Raw genomic sequence first — 19,351 nt, forward strand, 5'->3', positions numbered from 1 at the left:
CACTACTCTAAAAAAGAGTCGAAGAGCAAGTTAAAGCGGTAATCTCGGAAAGCAGGTAAGGCTTCCACTTGGGGGGCCGTTTCCCAAAATTCATGGGAAGTATAAAATTGCCCAGAGAGGTCTTCTTTCGGTGGCAAGGCCACCGCTTGCAACTTCGTTTGCACATCGTACGCCATGGAGCCCCCTCTTTTCAATTCTTGGAAATTTTGGATATGGAGCGTCATCGCCTTTACGAAATAACGCCCCGAGGCATCTTGCGACGTCCAAGCCTCCACCTTCCGCTGCTGCGCTTTCACATATTTAAGCGCCGTGAGTTTGCTGAAGGCTGCAAATCGCAGATTTTCTGCACGCAAGGATTTGGGACTTTGTTCATAGCGCACATACTGCAGCGTAGTATCGGATTTCTGCACCCAAAGCTCGCCGTCATACTCCGCTTTAGCCTTCTTGGCCTTAAAGCGAATCCTGTACTTTTCCGAGTCTTCCTGCTCTAACGCATACTTAAAATGATGCATGTACAGCACATCCAAAAAGTCGGGCACAGTGGAGGCATGGGTGAAGAGATCGATAGAGCGATTCAGTACCTTCGGTCGATACAGAGGTGCCAGTAAGTCAGCGTCCCAGCGTGAAGTATCCTCCCTGGAGGTAAGAAAACGATAGGTTGCCGGTCTTCTCCCCTGATCTACGCGGTCAAGAAGTAAAAATTGCTCGCGCTGGAATACCGTATCTTTGGTTTCCACTTGCTCCAAGCTTCCGAACTCATAACGTACAGCGATAGGTCCATAGACATTGGGGTCGCCTAGTTTTTTGATCACTGCACGCATCAGCTCTTCTTCGTCCACCGGACGGACGACAACTTCTTCTAAGCCTAGGGTCACTGCTGTCAGCGTGAGCACCAGTGGCTGCTGGGCATCTCGGGTATACGCGATAGCATCTGAAGAAAAGCCCATACAAGACACCTGAAGCGTCCCAGAATCCGGCGCACCTTTAAAGATAAACTCCCCTTGCGCATTTGCGACAGTATAGCGATCTGCCACCTGCAAAATCGCATACGGCACAGGTTCTCCCGCTGTATCTACGACTGTTCCCCGAAGGTCAAACTCCACCGCAGTAAATAGCATAAGTAAAAAAAGTAGGCTCATTTTAATTCCATTTCAAGTACCACAAACAAAGCGTCGGAGTCCATCAGCCCCTCAAACTGGCTCCCCTCCGATTCGGATAGAAACAAGCGGATATAATCCACATCCATCACACTATAAAAGGTATTTCCCTTACTGGCCATCGGCTGTAAGCAAGCAAAAGAAAGAATAAAATCATCTACCGACTTGTCCTGAGGCCGAAGCTCCTGAAATGAAAGCCGCTTGATATCCAGCATGCGATAGGCGGGCACTCCCGCTTCCGAAAAGTAAAACAACAGTTGATCACCTACTAGGAGGAAAGCATCTGCGTGGGTGATTAAATGCTCGGGAAGGTTTTCTTGCGCCAGATCCTCGAAGCTTGTGGCCAGACGCCCTTCGAAATCAAAAGTCACCGTTTGTATCAGCTCCCCATCTGCGGTGAACAGGTAGAACATATCACTCAGTGGCAGATGAAAAAAGAAGCCTCCACCCGGAAGTCTCCCCGAAAACTGTTGCGGCAGAAAGTCCAGCAGTGGTTCTTCTGGCTTGGGCAGTCGCTCCTGTAGTACCTCACCGGTGCCCGCAGCCACTTGTACGAGTAGGTACTCTCTTTCCGTATCATAGCCCGCATAGAGCCAGAGGGTTTCGCCTTCGGCAAAGAGCAGTTTTTCAAAGCCAAAAGAGATGCGCACGCTTTGCACGAAAGTGCCATCCAGCGTAAACTGCTCAATCTTCCGCCCTGGGGTAAACAAATAGAGAAAGCCTGCCTCCTCATCGACCACAAAATCATAAAGGTTACCCCCTTCGAAGCCGCGAATCGAATGGGAGAAGGCGCCGGTTTCGGTGTACACATGCAGCGCGCGACTCGACTCCTCGTCCAGGACATACAGGTGCTGTTTCCCTACTTCTAAGCGATTCACACCGCCCATGCCCCCCTCCTCTCCCAGTTCGGTAAACCGAACCACACGAAAGGCATCTAGAAACGTGAGCTGTTCTGCTGCTTGTAAAACAGGAAGTGCATCTGTGGTTGTTCTCTCCGGCTGGCAGGAGGTGAGAGCACTCCAGCTAAGAATCAGGCAAAAAATCCGCGTAAGCTTAATCTATTCCGCATCATATCGGGTTTTTAAATAAAAATTGAGTATTTACTGCCTAAAAGGTAATTCATTCTCAAAAAAAAAAACAAACCACACAAATATTTGACTAAAAATAATTTAGATTTTTGGCCGGTAGGCCAGATCCAGCAGGCGCAGCATATTCCCAAAGTGCGGGGCGGCTGCTTCCACTTCTTTCGGAATGGCGCGGCCATGTAGTTTCGCTAAAAGCAGCCCATACAGTACATTTAGGAACAGCTGTACTTCATGAGCAGGTGCCTGCTCCCCTGCCTCCAGCATAAAATAAAGCACATGGGGGCGGCAGGGGCTGTAGGCTTCCCGGTAGTGAGGATCCGACTTCACCAGCTCCCAGTGTAGGTGCGCGAGCTCATCGACTAAAGCCTGCGTGGTCGATAGATGGCCCTGCTGCATGCATCCTTCCGCCTGCAGCTGTGCGGCGAGGCCCGCGAACCAGTCAAGACAGGCCTTTTTTTCCGCCTCCGGGATCGGGTAATGGGCCACCACATGGGTCTCGATCAGGCCTAAATCCCCATCAAAAGCCCGAATAAGGTCTTCCATCTGGTACATGTAAAGGAGATACTCCCCGATATGCTCCTCGCGTTTTCGTGCGGCTACTGCTTCCATGGGCGCAAGTTACAACAATCTGCGCCTTTCGGAAAATGCAGGCAGGAGCATCCGCCAAACTTTTCCTCCTGCCCCTACGTTCAGCCTAGGGATAATCCTGCAATCTTTAGAAGAGAATGCCGAAAATCCATAGTAATTCATTACTTTTGCATCCAATAAGGATATGAAAAACATTCGAAATTTCTGTATAATCGCCCATATCGATCATGGGAAGAGTACGTTGGCAGATAGGCTGTTAGAGTTCACGCAGACAGTCACGGAGCGGGAGATGCAGGCCCAGTTATTAGATAATATGGACCTGGAGCGGGAGCGTGGCATTACGATTAAGTCGCATGCGATCCAGATGAAGTATGTCTATAAGGGAGAGGAATATACCTTAAATCTTATTGACACACCGGGTCACGTGGATTTCTCCTATGAGGTTTCGCGCTCGATCGCGGCCTGTGAGGGGGCCCTGCTTATCGTGGATGCTTCCCAGGGCATCGAGGCGCAGACGATCTCGAATCTCTATTTGGCCATCGGCCAAGACCTAGAAATTATTCCCGTTCTGAATAAAATCGACCTGCCGGGCGCGGACCCTGAGGCGGTCTCCGATGAGGTGATCGACTTGATCGGCTGCGCGAAAGAGGACATCGTTTTGGCCTCCGGCAAAGAAGGTATCGGCATCGAAGACATCCTAAATGCGGTGGTGGAGCGTATTCCAGCCCCGGAGGGAGACCCGGACGCCCCGCTGCAGGCGATGATTTTCGATTCGGTATACAATCCTTTCCGCGGCGTGGAGGTTATTTTCCGGATTTTTAATGGGCAGATCCGCAAAGGAGATAAAATTAAATTTGTGAACACTGGCCGCGAGTATGATGCGGATGAGATCGGTGTGCTGGGCATGAATCAAATCCCGCAGCAGCAGATGGCGGCAGGAAATGTGGGCTATCTGATTTCGGGGATAAAAGTGGCGAAAGAGGTGAAGGTGGGGGATACCATCACGCATGTAAAAAACCCTTGTGCGAAAGCCATTCAGGGTTTTGAGAACGTGAAGCCGATGGTTTTTGCGGGGATCTACCTGTGGACACGACAGAGTTCGAAGAGCTCCGTAACTCCATGGAAAAGCTGCAGCTAAACGATGCCTCCCTGGTGTGGGAGCCGGAGACTTCCGCAGCCCTTGGCTTCGGTTTCCGCTGCGGATTCCTCGGCATGCTACACATGGAAATCATTCAGGAGCGCCTGGAGCGGGAATTTGACATGACAGTGATCACCACGGTCCCTTCTGTGCAGTTCCGCGCCCTACTCCATAACGATACCTATCAGGTGATAAATGCGCCTTCTGATATGATGGATCCGAATAAATTCAAGCATATCGAAGAGCCTTTCGTGAAGGCAACCATCATTACGGCGGGCGATTATGTCGGTGCTGTGATCCAGCTCTGCATGGAAAAGCGGGGCCAAATCACGAATCAGGTGTACCTCACCTCTGAGCGCGTGGAGCTGACCTTCAACATGCCGCTGGCGGAAATCGTGTTCGACTTCTTCGATAAGCTGAAGACCATTTCACGGGGTTACGCTTCCCTCGACTACGAGATGATCGGCTTCCAGCAGTCCAACATGGTGCGACTGGATGTCATGCTAAACGGTGAGATCGTGGATGCACTCTCCGCCATCGTGCACCGGGATAAGGCCTACGAGTGGGGCAAGCGCCTCTGCGAAAAACTAAAGGAGCTCGTGCCACGTCAGATGTTTGAAATTGCCATTCAAGCGGCCATAGGGACGAAAATTATCGCGCGAGAAACCGTAAAGGCCTTACGCAAAAACGTTTTGGCGAAATGTTATGGTGGGGATATCTCCCGTAAGCGTAAGCTCCTCGAAAAACAGAAAAAGGGCAAGAAACGTATGCGCCAAGTAGGGAATGTAGAAGTCCCTCAAGAGGCATTTATGGCCGTACTAAAATTAGATTAAGCACTAGCATCTGCAGGCGCACAGCTATCGAAAGAAAGCTGTGCGTTTTGCATTTATGCACGACCTATTCGATATACAAAACATGACAGCAACATTAATCGACGGAAAAAAGGTTTCAAAGACCTTACAGGAAGAAATCGCAGCTGAAGTGGCTGCTCACGTGGCCGCAGGCGGCAAAAAACCGCATCTTGCAGCCATTTTAGTGGGCGAAGATGGCGCCTCTCGCACCTATGTGAATGCGAAAGTAAAGGCCTGCGAGCAGGTGGGATTTGACTCCACGCTGGTCAAGCTGGACGCAGCCATCTCTGAACAGGAGCTGCTCCAAGTGGTGGCCGATATCAACGAAAATCCAGCCATCGATGGCCTCATCGTGCAGCTGCCGCTCCCTAGACACATCGACGTGGCGAAGGTTACCGATAAGATAAAGCCAGAAAAGGATGTGGACGGCTTTACGCCTGCTAATGTGGGACGCATGACCTTAGGTTGGCCAGCTTATGTGGCGGCGACTCCTTTCGGGATCGTGGAACTGCTCAAGCGCTATGAGGTGGAAACGAGTGGTAAGCACTGTGTGGTCATCGGACGTTCCCATATCGTCGGCTCCCCGATGAGTATCCTCATGGCGCGTAATGCCTATCCGGGTAACTGTACCGTGACGCTTACGCACAGCAGGACACAGGGCTTAGCGGATATCTGCCGCACGGCAGATATTTTAATCGTGGCGCTAGGCAAGGCCGAGTTCGTAACGGCAGACATGGTCAAGCCAGGGGCAGTGGTGATCGATGTCGGGATTCACCGTATCGAAGATGCCAGCAGAAAATCAGGGTTCCGCCTGCTCGGGGACGTGAAATTCGATGAGGTAGCCGAGAAAGCCGCTGCTATCACGCCTGTACCTGGTGGTGTGGGCCCCATGACGATCGCTTCTCTGCTCTATAATACACTGCTGGCGGCTAAGGGCGCAGTGTATGGTGCCAAATAAGTATGGAAAGCAGAAAAATTAAGCGCTTCATTTTCATTTCGTTGGAAAAAAATGCTACAAAAGGAGCTAATTTTCACGAAGAGGATTCTTGCTTTTCGTGAAATTTTCTACTTTTGCTCTCCCAATCAAGCGCATGTGGTGAAACTGGTAGACACGCCATCTTGAGGGGGTGGTGCCCGTACGGGCGTGGAAGTTCGAATCTTCTCATGCGCACAAAGCAGGTTTTCGACCTGCTTTTTTTTATGCCTTCACTTTTTTTTCTGCTTTAGGAGGACGTAATTCGGCAGTCGGGTAATTTTTTATGCGCTACGTCACCTGTGCCTATCCTTTAGAACCAGCCGATTACGAACACCACGAAACTGCCCAGAGGTCTAAAAACACTGGGCGAGGGAACTAATTCAATGTATTAGATGTATATACATTAAATAGAAGTATTATGAAACTTGACCAACTATTAGAAGATTTAAATTGGCGTTATGCCACCAAGCGGATGAATGGACATGCGGTACCAGAGGAGCAGGTGGAGCAACTTTTAACCAGTATCCAGCTTACAGCTACATCGAACGGTTTACAGCCTTTCTCGGTGTATGTCATTCAAGACGAAGCCCTACGGCGTCAGCTTCAGGAGGCAGCGTATCAGCAGCCTCAACTAGTGGAGGGCTCCCATTTACTGGTTTTTGCTGCCTGGAAAGAAGTGAGCCCCGAGCGCATTTCCGCCTATTTTAAGGACGTTTACGCCCAGCGTAAGATGGCGGATGGGGCACTTGCCCAGTACGAAAATCACTTGAAAAAAACCTTTGGAGCCATGTCTGCAGAAGAGCAGTTCCACTGGTCCGCTAAGCAGGCCTACATCGCCTTAGGAACCGCTCTGGTCGCCGCGGCACAGTTACGCATCGACAGCACGCCGATGGAAGGTTTCCAAGCAGAGGAGGTGGACCGCATCCTTGGTTTACGCGATAAAGGCTTGGGGAGCGCTGCTTTACTGGCTTTGGGCTACAGAAATGAAGCCGAAGACCACCTGGCGAATGCTCCGAAAGTAAGACGCGCAAAGGAAAAACTTTTTACGCGCCTTTAAAATAATTCGATCTGAAAAAAATGCTATTTAGAGCAAAACTTTTTTATGATTTGACAGACAGCCTATGCCCAAGACCCTTCGGGGTCTTTTTTTTTTCAACAACTAAAGAGTCGTTTTTTTAAAGCCCTTCCTCTTTCTTCGGGTAAGTAAAGAGGGCCAACTGCAGGGGCTGTCGCCCAAAATCTGACCAGTTAGACGTCGATGCCTGAAAGGTAGCGATGGCGAGTGTAGGAAACTTATCAACGGATAAACCAAAAAAATTCACCAAATTTTCAAATCCAGGATTATGTCCTATTAGGGCTACATGGCTGTCCTTTGGGTGTAGGTGCCGAATGCAGCTAAGTAACTGATTCTGTGAAGCATGGTAGAGCTCAGAGGTATAGGAAACGGGTATTCGGGTACCAAATCCCTGTGCTTGTAGTCCTTCCCATGTAAGACGTGTACGTACTGCATCAGAACAAATCGCACGATCGAAAAAAACATTTCTTTTTTTCAGCAGTTCACCCATAGTAATTAGGTCGTTCATCCCTCTAGGACTAAGATTTCGTTGGTGATCCGGACACCCTAAATCAGCCCAAGAGGATTTCGCGTGTCGAATAAACGTGATCTTTTTCATGTTAGATGCGTTTTTGGAGGTCATAAGAACAATTTAGAAAAAAATCTTTGATTTGTTATGCTATTTGTTTACATTTATCATACATTTAACCACGTTAATTTTACACTTATTTATTATGCTTACAGGAACTGTTAAATTTTACAATGACGCTAAAGGGTTCGGATTTATTATAGATGATGAGTCCCAAGCAGATGTTTTCGTGCACGCCACTGGTCTTATCGATAAAGTCGAACAAAATGACCGCGTGGTGTACGACGTCAAAGACGGCAAAAAGGGTTTAAATGCAATTAATGTAAAGAAATCCTAAGTATCTCGGTTCAAGCTACCCGATCCGAAAGACTTAAAATGAAAAGGCGCGAGACTAGGGTTGCGTACTTATCTCGCGCCTTTCTTCACCACACACAGTGCACTACTAAGGCCGCTGCTCACTTGCTATAGGCCAGTTTTCAGCACGTACATCCACTAAAGTCTCCGAAAAGGCTTCCGGATGAAACAGCAGGTCTAAGCATCTGGATGCCGATCGCTCGGGAGTCCAGAGCTGCCCGCTGGATTTTAGCTGCGTGAATTTCTCTAAATTCCGAAATTCATCTGCTGGCGCACGTCGAATGTCAGCTTGCATTTCTGTGTCCACTACCCCAGGCGCTACACTGAAACAGCGTAGCGAGGAATTTCTATGTGCAGCTTCTAGCGCCACGGTCTCCGAATAACGGTTTAAAGCGGCCTTCGAAGCACTGTATGCGGACCAGCCATCGATGGCTTTCAGTGCCGCCCCCGAACTGATGTTTAGGATGACCCGCTTCAGGTTCTCGTCTTGCCCGTAAAGCGCTAAAAACTGATTCATCAACTGTAAAGGCGCCGTCGTGTTCAGCTGAAACAGCGCAGCGATACCAGCTGAGGTAAGTTGGCCCACATGCCGAATTTCTCCGATCCAACCTGCATTATTAATCAAGTAAACAGCCTGTAGCGGATTTCCCTCTTGGCTTTTGGCCGTACAGGCCGCCTCCGGAACAGTGAAACCCACTCCCGGAGCTGCTAAATCGGCCTCCTGCCAGAAAAAGCGAGCATGCTCCACCTCAGGGCGCGTGCGGGAAAAACCCCAAACTTCCATTTCTGGATCACGCAGCAGCTGCTGAAGCATGGCTAAGCCAAGACCCCGGCTACAACCCGTAAGCCACGTTCTTTTCGTCACCATAAGCGCTTAGAGAATGTACTGGGAAAGGTCACGATTCGTTACCAATGAGGATAGTCGCTCCTGCACCATCTCCGCCGTAATCATCAAGCGTGCATGCGGCGTAATCGTGTCTGGCACATCGAAGAGGAAGTCATTTAAAAGGTGGCTCATTACTGTATGTAGCCGTCGGGCTCCGATATTTTCTACTTCCTCATTTAAGGTATACGCTAGTCGCGCGATTTCTTTTATCGCATCATCGGTAAATTCGAGATGCACCTCTTCAGCACCGAACAAGGCTTCGTACTGCTTGGTCAACGCATTTTTCGGCTCCTTTAAAATCTTGTAAAAATCCCCCTCTGTGAGGCTTTGGAGCTCCACACGGATAGGAAAACGTCCCTGTAATTCGGGAATCAGATCGGATGGCTTGCTCACATGAAAGGCTCCCGCTGCGATAAACAAGACATGATCGGTGTGTACGATGCCGTACTTGGTGTTCACCGCACTGCCTTCCACGATGGGGAGTAAATCACGCTGCACCCCCTCTCGGCTCACGTCCGGGCCACCGCCGCCCATCTTGCTGCTCTTAGAGGCGATCTTATCGATTTCATCGATGAAGATGATGCCGTTATTTTCGGCCAAGCGTATCGCCTCCTCTTTCAGGTCATCCATGTCGATCAACTTACTTGTCTCCTCTTCCATTAGCACTTTACGGGCCTCGGAGATGCTTAGCTTACGTTTTTTCGTTTTTTTGGGCATCATACCGCTGAGCATATCCTGTAATCCCGCCATGCTGGCATCGTCCATCATACCGTTTCCGATCATGCCCACACCCACGGAAGGGCTTTGCTTCACGGTAATCTCTATTTTACGCTCCTCCAGGTCTCCATTTCGAAGCTTTTCGCGGAAGCGCTCCCGTGTGCGCTCATTCAGCTCCTCTGAATCAGCCTGCTCGGGATTAAACTCTGTGTCCACCTGATTCTGCCGAGAAAAATTGGGCGCAAAGCCCGCCTTTTTCACCGGTGGAATTAATATGTCCAGAATCTGCTCCTCCACAGCCTCGGCTGCTTTTTCCTTTACCTCTTCGTTTTTCTTTTCGCGCACCACGTGAATCGCTTGCTCCACCAGGTCCCGCACCATGCTTTCCACATCGCGGCCCACATAGCCCACCTCCGTGAATTTAGAGGCCTCTACCTTCGTAAAAGGCGCCTGTGCCACCTTAGCCAGGCGACGCGCTATTTCTGTTTTCCCGACACCCGTGCTCCCGATCATTAAAATATTATTCGGGACGATATCGCGCTGAATCTCTTCTTTGACCTTCAGGCGGCGGATTCTGTTGCGCAGGGCGATCGCCACATTCCGCTTCGCATCCTGCTGCCCGATGATGTATTTATCTAATTCAGCCACGATCTGCCGTGGGGTGAGATAATCAAATTCGTTTTTCATTCGTCAAATCGTTTTTTTCTTTGTAATGAGGTACTCAGGCTGATCGCATGGAAACTTCCCGGTGCGAAAGCCTGAAAAAGATGTCCGTAACTGAGCGTCACCTCGCCGACAGCGGCCCGCAGCCCCGTAGAAATGCCCGTAAGCCCTATGCCGTCTAAGCCCTGCAAGCCACTGCGCATGGCCTGCCGGTATCCAAGTTGAAAGGTGAGCTGCTCTCGAATGAAGAGTTCCGCAGCGAAAACCAAACTCTCCAGCCCCTGTCGTTGCCGTGCCACTTGTGCCAGCCCACCTAAAGGATCTGGACGACTGCTCCCCTGCCCGAGTGGATCACCCAGACTGGCATGGAGCCCGATGGGCAAACCCTCCGGCCGAAATCCTACACCGAAACGCAAAAGCGGACGTGTGAGTCCCCCGGGGGGAAGTTCCTCCTCTGTAGAACGGTAAAGTAAGCCAGCCTGTTCGAATGCCAGCGCAATCCGTACATTTTCTACCGGATGCTGGTATAAAAAGCCCAGTTGAAAAAAAAAGGCAGACTCCTGAATCAGCGCCACCGTACTTTGACGCAAGCCGAGTGCAAACCCATACCGCAGTACCTGCGTACCACGCGCATAGCCCGTCTGCAGCTGCAGCGACTGCACGCGCGGATCTGCTAGTGGCTGGCCCTGTGCGTCGGCACCCACTCCACCATCCACAGTAAGCAGGCTAATCGCATGCGTCCATGTCCCTTCAAGGGGTGCGGCATGACTAAACTGCACTTGCCCCCCCGTAAAACTGGGACCAAATCGCGCCATACTCACACTGAATCTATGCTCCAGAAGGCTGTCTGCCAAAGCAATGTTTTGCAAAGCCAGTGCACCTGCACCGGCCTTTGTGAGATTCGTCCCCCCTAAAGCCAGTAAGGTGGGATGCAGCGGTGGCGCTTCGCGCAAAAACTGTTGCGCCCAGCCCTGCTGCTGCACACATAGGCAAAGCAGCAGGCCGAATAGGCGGTAGTTCCACAGGCGCACCAAGGACTGCATGGGCTACTGATTTCCGTGGACTGCAGGCGCAGCGCTCGAGCTATCTTCTAGCACAAAGTGCATCGGATCCGGCACCAGCTCCTCTAAAAGGGCCAGCTCCAGCACCTCTCCCACCTTTTCTACGAAGTGAAAGGTCAGCCCCTCTCGGTACGTCTCATCGATTTCATCCACATCGCGGCGGTTAATTTTTGAGAGGATAATCTGGTCGATGCCGGCGCGCTTCGCGGCCAAAATCTTTTCTTTAATCCCGCCCACAGGCATAACGCGGCCCTTTAGCGTGATTTCTCCCGTCATGGCCAACTTAGGCGCTACGCGGCGCTGTGTGTATAGCGAGGCCATAGCCGTGAGCATCGTAATACCAGCAGAAGGCCCATCCTTCGGCACTGCACCTGCAGGCACGTGAATATGCAAATCATAACGATCAAAAATCCGGTAATCGATTCCCAGACGGTCGGCATGAGAGCGCAAATAGGAAAGTGCCGTCATGGCGGATTCTTTCATGACATCGCCTAGCTGCCCAGAAAGGGTCAGCTTGCCCTTGCCACGGCTGAGGGAGGTTTCGATAAACAGAATTTCGCCACCTACCGAGGTCCAGGCCAGTCCCGTAACTACGCCTGCCTCATCGTTATTCAAATAACTTTCTTTATCGAACATCTCCGCGCCGAGAATGGCCTTCACCTGCTCCACGCCGATGCGCTTCGTATAAGGTTCCTCCATGGCTACAGACTTAGCCACATGACGCACCACCTTACCGATAGCCCGCTCCAAGCCACGCACGCCCGACTCACGGGTGTAGCCATCCACGATTTTCACCAGCGCCTGCTTGTCGAAACTAATTTCTTTTCCACTCAGTCCATGCTCTTTGCGCTGCTTGGGCACCAAGTGCTTTTTCGCGATTTCAACCTTCTCCTCCAGGGTATAGCCCGAAACTTCGATGATCTCCATCCGATCCCGTAAAGCGGGTTGGATGCGATCCAGACTGTTCGCCGTAGCGATAAAAAGCACCTTTGAGAGGTCGTACTCCACCTCCAAATAATTATCGGAGAAGGTACTGTTCTGCTCCGGATCTAGCACCTCTAGGAAGGCGGAAGAAGGGTCTCCACGGAAATCTGAGCTCAACTTATCGATTTCATCCAAGACATACACAGGGTTAGAAGACTTCACCTTCTTCATGTTTTGGATGATTTTCCCTGGCATAGCACCGATGTACGTCTTTCGGTGTCCGCGGATTTCCGCCTCATCATGCACGCCACCTAGAGACATGCGCACATATTTGCGCCCCAGCGCGGCGGCTATTGACTTGCCCAAAGAGGTTTTTCCCACCCCTGGAGGGCCATATAAGCATAAAATCGGTCCTTTTAAGTCATTTTTCAGCTTTAACACAGCCAAATATTCGATAATCCGCTCCTTCACCTTCTCCAAACCATGATGATCCTTATCCAAAATGGCTTTCGCACGGTTCAGATCGAAATTATCCCGCGTAAACTCATTCCAAGGCAGGTCCACCATCGTTTCGGCATAACCAAGCGCGATGGGATACTCTGGTGACTGCGGATTCAGGCGCAAAAGTTTTTCTAATTCTTTATGGAAGTGTTTGCTCACAGCTTCCGGCCACTTTTTCTTGGCAGCCTTTTTACGCAGCTCCTCTACCTCCTTTTCAGGCCCCTCTTCGCCCAGCTCACTCTGGAGCACTTTCATCTGCTGGCGCAAAAAATAATCGCGCTGCTGCTGATCGATGTCCGTGTGCACTTTCTTGTGGATCTCCGACTTGATTTCCAGCATCTGGATGTCCTTCATCATCAGCTCCAGCAGCAGGGTGGCACGCTGAACACCGTCCTCGGTCTCGAGCAGCTGCTGCTTCGGCCCCACAGGAGCGTTTAAGTTGGAAGAAAGAAAATGAGTCAGGAAGGGCGCGTTATCGATATTATCCAGCGCCACCTGCGCCTCGCGCGGAATATCTGGGTTCAAGTACAAGATACGAGCAGCCGCCTCCTTCAGGGACTCCTCTAAGGCGTCCATTTCCTTATCGTCTTCCGGGAAAGACTCTTCTAAGAAATTCACTTTGGCCTGAAAATAGGGGGTATCGGTCAGCTGCTCCTGAATTTCAAAACGCTTTTTCCCCTGAATGATGATCGTGGTGTTTCCGTCGGGAAGTACGATCATCTTCAAGATTTTTGCCAGCGTCCCTACTTGATAGATCTCATCCCAACCTGGATCCTCCACCTGCGGATTGATCTGCGCACATACGCCGATGAGCTTATCCGTTTTTTGGGCCTTTTTCACCAGTTTTATCGAGCGCTCACGCCCCACAGTGATGGGGATGACGACGCCCGGGAAAAGCACCGTATTCCGTACGGTCAAAATGGGAATCCGATCATTTAATGTTTTCGTGTCGAGAACCTGCTCCTCCTCTTCGTCGGTAATCAGCTGGATAAAATCACCTTCTGAAGGAAAGTCTCCCAGACTATGGATGTGGTAGGGTTGTGGATTGTTTTCGTTCATATAGACAAATTGGCAGCGAACTGCCGAATAGACTGCTTCTTTGCGCCGGCTAGGCGCGATTTATTTCAAACAAGATTAGCGGCAAGGGGCATGCCAATAAAGATACGAGAACATTTTGACAGGTACGGCATTTCCGCGGAGGAATTCCCTGCTGCTCTGCTCCCCTGCCCGTTTCCACCTGAGTTTTAGGCCGCCGCCCTTGACTGAGAAGTCTATTTGTCCTAATTTAAAGCTTCCAAAAACCACAAACGCTTTCCTTCATGCAAAGAACTATCGTAAATCCCTTATTTAAGGATGAAGTAACCTTTAAGACCCTGTCTATGGAATCTGGGGGTACGGAAACTGTTTTGGAACTCCTTCTCAGCCAAAAGGGGGAAGTCCCATGCACTATCACAAGACCTTTAGCGAGACCTTTACAGCCGTGGAGGGCACACTGGGGCTGAAGCTTAAAAGCGGTGAACGCCGCCTACAGCCCGGAGAGAGCTACACGGTAAAACCCTTCGAGGTGCATGGCTTTTTTAACCCTAGCGCCTCGGAATCCATCCGCTTTTCGATCCGTTTAGCCCCGGGGCATAGTGGCTTCGAAAATGCTTTGCGCATCATGTATGGCCTGGCGCAGGATGGCCTTACCGATAAAAATGGCATCCCGAAGGACTTGGGTGTGGCCTTTTGGCTAGGGGAACTGAACGATTCACATGTGGACATGCTGGCGTTTAAGGTGCTGAGCCCTTTGGGCAAATTTTTGGCCAAGAAGGTCAAAAATCCGGGAAAGATCAGGAGCTGTTCGACCGGTACTGTCGATAAAGTCCTGTAGAAAGGTACATGGCGGATAGAAAGGACCACCTGCCCCGTCTCTCTGCAGAGCACTCTAGTACAGCTCCCGCAAAGTACCTAATGCGAAAATGAAAATGCCCCCATGCATGACTTTTTCTACATCGGGGGCATTTTTAGGCTTTCATTCTAGTCCGAGGTACAGGGAGTATCCCTTTCGCGCATTCTAGATGCGCTTTTCGGGCACCTTTGCGCCTCAGCGCAAAATCGTCTGCGTACGATCTGGGCCCACGGAGACCAGCTTAATCGGCACCTGAAGGGCCTCCTCCAGGTAGCTTACATAATTTTTTAGCGCCTCAGGGAAAGCATCATAGGAGCTTACGCCCTCCAAGCTGCAGTTCCAGCCCGGCAGTGTCTCATAAACCGGCTGGAGGTCCGCATCCACCTCATAGGGAAGCGTATCCACCTGCGTGCCATCTGGTAGCACGTACTGGGTGCAGACTTTAATTTCCTCGAATATGTTTAAGACATCGGCCTTCATCATAAACAGCTGGGTAACTCCATTAATCATGATGCTGTAGCGCAGAGCAGGCAAGTCGATCCAGCCACAGCGCCGTGGTCTTCCCGTGGTGCTCCCGAACTCGTTGCCTTCTTTGCGCATGCGCTCCCCGTCCTCATCGAAAAGCTCTGTCGGGAAGGGGCCGGAACCCACGCGCGTGCAGTAGGCCTTAAAGATTCCGAAGACCTCGCCGATGTTAGCGGGGGCTACGCCGAGGCCCGTACAGGCACCTGCTGCCATGGTCGTGCTGCTGGTCACGAAGGGGTAGGAACCGAAGTCGATATCCAGGAGAGAGCCCTGCGCACCTTCCGCTAAGATGCGGGACTGCTGCCGCAGCTGCTCGTTTACGAGGTACTCACTATCGACCAGTTTTAGGGTTTTAAAGAAGTCCACCGCATCGAAAAAGTCCTTTTCCAAAGCCTCCAGAGGGCTAAGGTCATGCTGGTAGAAGCCCAGAATCATCTTGTGGTGCTGCACCACTTCCTGGTACTTTTCCTGGAAATTCGGCGCGACCATATCTCCCACACGAAGGGCCATGCGTCCGATTTTATCTTGGTAGGTAGGGCCGATGCCCTTCAGTGTGCTACCGATTTTTTTATCGCCTTTCGACTTCTCATACGCCGCATCGAGGAGCTTGTGCGTAGGAAGAATGAGGGTGGCTTTTTTACTGATGCAGAGGTTTTGTCTGTAATCGATGGAAAATTTAGCGAGGCCATCGATTTCTTTTTTCAGGACGACCGGATCGAGTACGACCCCGTTTCCGACCACATTTAAGATATTCGATCTAAAAATTCCAGAAGGAATCTGATGTAAAACATGCTTGATACCATCAAATTCGAGTGTATGCCCGGCATTCGGGCCTCCTTGGAATCGGGCCACGACATCATACTGCGGTGCGAGGACATCGACTACCTTGCCTTTGCCTTCATCGCCCCACTGTAAGCCCAGGAGAATATCCATCTTCATGCGCTGTGAAATTATGCTTAATTGCGTTAACGTTCTTTTAAGCTGTGAAATTTGGAAGAAACGGCCTGAATAGCAAGAAAAGTAACGGATTTATTATTCTCTCTTGGCCAACAGCGGGGAACCCTGGGGCAAAAAAAATCTCCCTCCCTTCTCCAGGCAGCCACCTAAGGAAAAGGAAAGGAGATCGCCCCGCTATCCGATGATGGTGGAGGGATTGCCTACTTGATTTTCGCCTCGAGCTCTTCCTGCGTCTCGAAAATGGTGAAGATATTATGCAGCTTGGTGATGATCAGCAGCTTTTTCACATGCTCCGAAGGTGCGGTCAGGTACATTTCCCCTTCCACATTTCGCATTTTCGTCAGCATGGTAATCAGCACGCCGATACCACTGGAGCTGATGTAGCGCACCTCAGAAAGGTCGATCACAAACTGCCGTAGCCCAGCTTCCACTGCATCGGTGACATACTCTACCAGGCGCGGCCCCGCCTCGTCTCCGATCAGATCTCCGGTTAATTTTAATTCGTGCCAGCTTTCGTGCGGCACTAGAGTGTGTTTTAGTTTCATGCCAATGCTCTGTTTTCGCAATTTTCTTTTTGGCAAGTGCCGTATAAAATCAAGGAATGATGCAGCACCTTAAAGTTCAGTATTTCACCTACGGTATTTTGAATGTTTTGGATACGAGGATCACAAAATTCGAGGACCTGATTGCACTCCGTGCAAATAAGATGATCGTGCTGCTTAAATCCATACGACTTTTCATACTGCGCGAGATTTTTGCCAAACTGATGTTTGGTAACCAGATCGCACTCCACTAACAAATCGAGCGTGTTATAAACAGTAGCCCGGCTGACTCTATAATTCTTATTTTTCATGCTGATGTAGAGAGATTCTACATCGAAATGACCTGTTCTCGTGTAAATTTCCTCTAAAATGGCATACCGCTCCGGTGTTTTACGAAGCTTTTTTATTTTCTAAGTATGCCGTAAAGATTTTTTTTTACCTCCTCGAAGAGTGTCGGATTTAAGGCCATGGTTCGTTTTTTTTACAAATATAACGCTTGTTATTTAGAAATAATTCAAATAAGCCACTTACTTTCCCCTTAATCGAAGCGCGTAATTTTAATAATTCCTTCGACCTTACTCAGGTTAGCCATCAAGTTATCGAGATGCGTCGTACTGTTTACATATAACTTAATGGTGCCTTCGAAAAGCCCGCTGTCGGAATCTACGGTAATAGAACGCATATTTACCTTTAGTTCATTGGAAATGACTTTCGTCAAATCGTTTATGAGGCCCACGCGATCTGTACCTAAGATCTTGAGGCCTGCGAGGAAGGCGATTTCCTGCTGGCTGGTCCACTTGGCCTTAATGACGCGATTTCCATGATTAGACAGTAGCTCGAGGGCATTCGGGCAGGAAGTTCTATGAATTTTAATCCCTTCATTTACCGTCACGAAGCCAAAAACATCATCTCCTGGGATGGGATTACAGCATTTAGCCAACACATAATCGACTACATCCATGTCCTCTCCCAAGAGCAGCTGATCATGCTCGGGGCCTTTCAGGTTTTTCAGCTCCTTCGTGAAAGACGACTCGTCGCGAGCATGCTCCAGGGCCGGTTTCACTTTCTGCTTGCGCTCCTCCTTGAACTCTTTAAACGACTTGATGGTCGTCGCATCGATGGTACCACGCCCCACTTTATAGTAAAAGTCAGCAGCTGTTTTCGTTTCGAAGAAGGCACGGAGCTGCTCTACCACTTCAGAGGTGAACTCCATCTTCATCTGTTTCAGCTTGCGCTGCACGATTTCTTTGCCATCCAGGATGGCCGATTTTTTATCCTCTCGAAGCGCATCCTTGATTTTGGCTTTTGCACGGGAGGTCACCACGATCGACAACCAGTCCTCTGTCGGCTTCTGTTTGTTCGACGTCAGGATTTCTACTTGGTCCCCATTTTTTAATTTATGGCTGATGGGGACGAGTTTCTGATTCACTTTCGCACCGATGCATTTCACCCCTACTTCGGAGTGAATCTCAAAGGCGAAATCCAAAGCGGTGGCTTCGAATGGCAGGACTTTCAGGTCTCCTTTCGGGGTGAATACGAAGACCTCATCATGGAAGAGATTTCCGCGGAAATCATCCATAAATTCGATCGCTGAGCCATCATTCGATTCCAGCATGGAGCGCACCTGGGTGATCCATTCGTCTAGGCCACCTCCTTTTCGGTTATTTTGTTCTTTATATTTCCAGTGCGCGGCATAGCCCCTTTCCGCGATTTCATCCATGCGCTGCGTGCGAATCTGCACCTCCACCCACTGTCCGGTGGTGCTCATCACTGTAGTATGAAGGGACTCATAGCCATTCGCTCGGGGATTCGATATCCAATCACGAAGCCTTCCCGGATTCGGGCGGTAAAAATCTGTCACGATACTGTAGGCCCTCCAGCAGTCCGCCTTCTCGTTCTCCGGAGCAGAGTTTAAGATGATGCGGATCGCGAACAAGTCGAACACCTCCTCAAAAGGGATGTTCTGCTTTTTCATCTTGTTATAGATGGAGTAGATAGACTTCGGGCGCCTTTAATGACAAAATCCAGGCCCTGATCGCGGAGTTCTTCCTCTATCGGCGTTATAAATCCACGGATAAACTTGTTTCGCGATAGCCTCGTCTCCTGAATTTTATTCGCGATAAAGGTATAGGTCTCCGTGTCGGTAAATTTCAGATAAAGATCCTCCAACTCCGACTTGATGGCATATAAGCCGAGGCGATGGGCAAGAGGAGCATACAGATACATGGTTTCAGAAGCTATTTTTAGCTGCTTATGGCGCTGCATGCTTTCGAGTGTACGCATATTATTTAGCCTATCGGCCAATTTTATCAGGATTACCCGCACGTCGTCCGACAGCGTGAGTAGCATTTTTCGGAAATTTTCCGCCTGCTGCGAGCTCCCATATTCGAAGACTCCGGAAATTTTCGTGAGCCCGTCGATAATGGTGGCTACTTTCGGACCGAACTCTCTTTCGATATCTTCTAGCTCCCACTCGGTATCCTCCACGACATCATGAAGGAGGGCGGCTACGATGCTCGTGGTTCCCAGTCCGATTTCCTCTACGCAGACCAGCGCCACATCGAGCGGGTGGTAGATGTAAGGCTCCCCAGATTTCCGACGCATTTCTTTATGCGCATCGGAGGCTACATGAAAAGCTTTTTTGATGAAACGGGCGTCTCCAGGCTTTAAGAGTGGTTTTGCTAGGCGCAAAAGCTTGCGATAGCGCTTAAGTATTTCTTTTCGTTCTTCCTCTCTATCTATTGTAATCATATAATCGAAGATAACACATTCTGATTTAGCTACGCTTTTTCGGCCAAAGGAATTTTTTTTTAAATTTTTTTCGAGCTAGTGTTTGCACTTTAAATTTTTCCCTCTACCTTTGTGCCACATTAAAGCTGAAAGCAAAAGCAA

Annotated in this window: 14 protein-coding genes, 1 tRNA gene and 3 pseudogenes; 6 read left to right on the forward strand and 12 right to left on the reverse strand. The window is 50.0% G+C overall.

Annotated elements, in window-relative coordinates:
• Positions 1–2: 2 nt before the first annotated feature.
• The 3 genes from A3SI_RS10180 to A3SI_RS10190 all read right to left on the reverse strand — a co-directional run bounded on the left by A3SI_RS10180 (position 3) and on the right by A3SI_RS10190 (position 2,851).
• Positions 3–1,139, reverse strand: a complete 1,137-nt coding sequence (locus A3SI_RS10180; protein ID WP_009055651.1) for a carboxypeptidase-like regulatory domain-containing protein — start codon at positions 1,137–1,139, stop codon at positions 3–5.
• On the reverse strand, positions 1,136–2,215 hold the full coding sequence (locus A3SI_RS10185) for a 6-bladed beta-propeller (RefSeq protein WP_083836496.1): 1,080 nt from the start codon (positions 2,213–2,215) through the stop codon (positions 1,136–1,138). Before A3SI_RS10185 ends, A3SI_RS10180 begins: the two co-directional genes overlap by 4 nt.
• Before the next feature lie 111 nt (positions 2,216–2,326).
• A complete protein-coding gene (locus tag A3SI_RS10190; RefSeq protein WP_009055654.1) occupies positions 2,327–2,851 on the reverse strand; it encodes a DUF4924 family protein in 525 nt (174 codons plus the stop codon).
• Positions 2,852–3,014: 163 nt separating this feature from the next.
• On the opposite strand from A3SI_RS10190, the pseudogene lepA reads away from it, so the two are divergent.
• From lepA to A3SI_RS10210, 4 genes and pseudogenes are all read left to right on the forward strand, one after another.
• A pseudogene (gene lepA, locus A3SI_RS10195) lies at positions 3,015–4,801 on the forward strand (translation elongation factor 4).
• Between the two features lie 82 nt (positions 4,802–4,883).
• Positions 4,884–5,777, forward strand: coding sequence for a bifunctional 5,10-methylenetetrahydrofolate dehydrogenase/5,10-methenyltetrahydrofolate cyclohydrolase (locus tag A3SI_RS10200; RefSeq protein ID WP_040670662.1), 894 nt, complete (start codon positions 4,884–4,886; stop codon positions 5,775–5,777).
• 129 nt (positions 5,778–5,906) lie between these two features.
• A tRNA-Leu gene (locus tag A3SI_RS10205) sits at positions 5,907–5,990 on the forward strand.
• Between the two features lie 223 nt (positions 5,991–6,213).
• Complete coding sequence (locus tag A3SI_RS10210; protein ID WP_009055657.1) at positions 6,214–6,852, forward strand: NAD(P)H-dependent oxidoreductase; 639 nt, start codon at positions 6,214–6,216, stop codon at positions 6,850–6,852.
• Between the two features lie 118 nt (positions 6,853–6,970).
• On the opposite strand, the gene A3SI_RS10215 is transcribed toward A3SI_RS10210, so the two are convergent.
• The gene (locus A3SI_RS10215; protein ID WP_162098448.1) at positions 6,971–7,468 is read right to left on the reverse strand and encodes a SixA phosphatase family protein; all 498 of its coding nucleotides are present in this window, start codon (positions 7,466–7,468) and stop codon (positions 6,971–6,973) included.
• A gap of 115 nt (positions 7,469–7,583) precedes the next feature.
• Between A3SI_RS10215 and A3SI_RS10220 the strand changes: the two genes are divergently transcribed.
• On the forward strand, positions 7,584–7,775 hold the full coding sequence (locus A3SI_RS10220) for a cold-shock protein (RefSeq protein WP_009055659.1): 192 nt from the start codon (positions 7,584–7,586) through the stop codon (positions 7,773–7,775).
• Between the two features lie 105 nt (positions 7,776–7,880).
• On the opposite strand, the gene A3SI_RS10225 is transcribed toward A3SI_RS10220, so the two are convergent.
• From A3SI_RS10225 to lon, 4 genes are read right to left on the reverse strand one after another with little or no spacing between them, the layout of a single operon-like run.
• Positions 7,881–8,660 carry an SDR family NAD(P)-dependent oxidoreductase gene (locus A3SI_RS10225; protein ID WP_050977489.1) on the reverse strand — a complete coding sequence of 260 codons (780 nt, stop codon included), beginning with the start codon at positions 8,658–8,660 and terminating at the stop codon, positions 7,881–7,883.
• A gap of 6 nt (positions 8,661–8,666) precedes the next feature.
• A complete protein-coding gene (gene hslU / locus A3SI_RS10230) occupies positions 8,667–10,082 on the reverse strand; it encodes an ATP-dependent protease ATPase subunit HslU (RefSeq protein ID WP_009055663.1) in 1,416 nt (471 codons plus the stop codon).
• The gene (locus A3SI_RS10235; protein WP_009055665.1) at positions 10,079–11,101 is read right to left on the reverse strand and encodes a hypothetical protein; all 1,023 of its coding nucleotides are present in this window, start codon (positions 11,099–11,101) and stop codon (positions 10,079–10,081) included. Before A3SI_RS10235 ends, hslU begins: the two co-directional genes overlap by 4 nt.
• Before the next feature lie 3 nt (positions 11,102–11,104).
• A complete protein-coding gene (gene lon, locus A3SI_RS10240) occupies positions 11,105–13,603 on the reverse strand; it encodes an endopeptidase La (protein WP_009055666.1) in 2,499 nt (832 codons plus the stop codon).
• A gap of 325 nt (positions 13,604–13,928) precedes the next feature.
• On the opposite strand from lon, the gene A3SI_RS17495 reads away from it, so the two are divergent.
• Positions 13,929–14,417, forward strand: a complete 489-nt coding sequence (locus A3SI_RS17495) for a cupin domain-containing protein (protein WP_262491776.1) — start codon at positions 13,929–13,931, stop codon at positions 14,415–14,417.
• Positions 14,418–14,630: 213 nt separating this feature from the next.
• Here the strand turns inward: A3SI_RS17495 and A3SI_RS10250 are convergent, their stop codons facing one another.
• From A3SI_RS10250 to A3SI_RS10265, 4 genes and pseudogenes are all read right to left on the reverse strand, one after another.
• Positions 14,631–15,899, reverse strand: coding sequence for an adenylosuccinate synthase (locus A3SI_RS10250; RefSeq protein WP_009055668.1), 1,269 nt, complete (start codon positions 15,897–15,899; stop codon positions 14,631–14,633).
• Positions 15,900–16,117: 218 nt separating this feature from the next.
• Positions 16,118–16,462 (reverse strand): STAS domain-containing protein, encoded by a 345-nt coding sequence (locus tag A3SI_RS10255; RefSeq protein WP_040670689.1) that lies wholly within the window; start codon positions 16,460–16,462, stop codon positions 16,118–16,120.
• Positions 16,459–16,928, reverse strand: a pseudogene (locus tag A3SI_RS18265) (Fur family transcriptional regulator). Before A3SI_RS18265 ends, A3SI_RS10255 begins: the two are co-directional and overlap by 4 nt.
• 69 nt (positions 16,929–16,997) lie before the next feature.
• Positions 16,998–19,210, reverse strand: a pseudogene (locus A3SI_RS10265) (RelA/SpoT family protein).
• Positions 19,211–19,351: the final 141 nt, after the last annotated feature.

This window comes from Nitritalea halalkaliphila LW7 (genome assembly GCF_000265075.1).
Lineage (GTDB): Bacteria > Bacteroidota > Bacteroidia > Cytophagales > Cyclobacteriaceae > Nitritalea > Nitritalea halalkaliphila.

What these genes read in the sequence shown, in the direction of transcription:
- lon (WP_009055666.1), bottom strand. Translation starts at nt 13,603, where the DNA reads ATGAACGAAAACAATCCACAACCCTACCACATCCATAGTCTGGGAGAC.
- A3SI_RS10235 (WP_009055665.1), bottom strand. Translation starts at nt 11,101, where the DNA reads ATGCAGTCCTTGGTGCGCCTGTGGAACTACCGCCTATTCGGCCTGCTG.
- A3SI_RS10180 (WP_009055651.1), bottom strand. Translation starts at nt 1,139, where the DNA reads ATGAGCCTACTTTTTTTACTTATGCTATTTACTGCGGTGGAGTTTGAC.
- A3SI_RS10200 (WP_040670662.1), top strand. Translation starts at nt 4,884, where the DNA reads ATGACAGCAACATTAATCGACGGAAAAAAGGTTTCAAAGACCTTACAG.
- A3SI_RS10210 (WP_009055657.1), top strand. Translation starts at nt 6,214, where the DNA reads ATGAAACTTGACCAACTATTAGAAGATTTAAATTGGCGTTATGCCACC.
- A3SI_RS10225 (WP_050977489.1), bottom strand. Translation starts at nt 8,660, where the DNA reads ATGGTGACGAAAAGAACGTGGCTTACGGGTTGTAGCCGGGGTCTTGGC.
- A3SI_RS10255 (WP_040670689.1), bottom strand. Translation starts at nt 16,462, where the DNA reads ATGAAACTAAAACACACTCTAGTGCCGCACGAAAGCTGGCACGAATTA.
- A3SI_RS10215 (WP_162098448.1), bottom strand. Translation starts at nt 7,468, where the DNA reads ATGAAAAAGATCACGTTTATTCGACACGCGAAATCCTCTTGGGCTGAT.
- A3SI_RS10250 (WP_009055668.1), bottom strand. Translation starts at nt 15,899, where the DNA reads ATGAAGATGGATATTCTCCTGGGCTTACAGTGGGGCGATGAAGGCAAA.
- hslU (WP_009055663.1), bottom strand. Translation starts at nt 10,082, where the DNA reads ATGAAAAACGAATTTGATTATCTCACCCCACGGCAGATCGTGGCTGAA.
- A3SI_RS10220 (WP_009055659.1), top strand. Translation starts at nt 7,584, where the DNA reads ATGCTTACAGGAACTGTTAAATTTTACAATGACGCTAAAGGGTTCGGA.
- A3SI_RS10190 (WP_009055654.1), bottom strand. Translation starts at nt 2,851, where the DNA reads ATGGAAGCAGTAGCCGCACGAAAACGCGAGGAGCATATCGGGGAGTAT.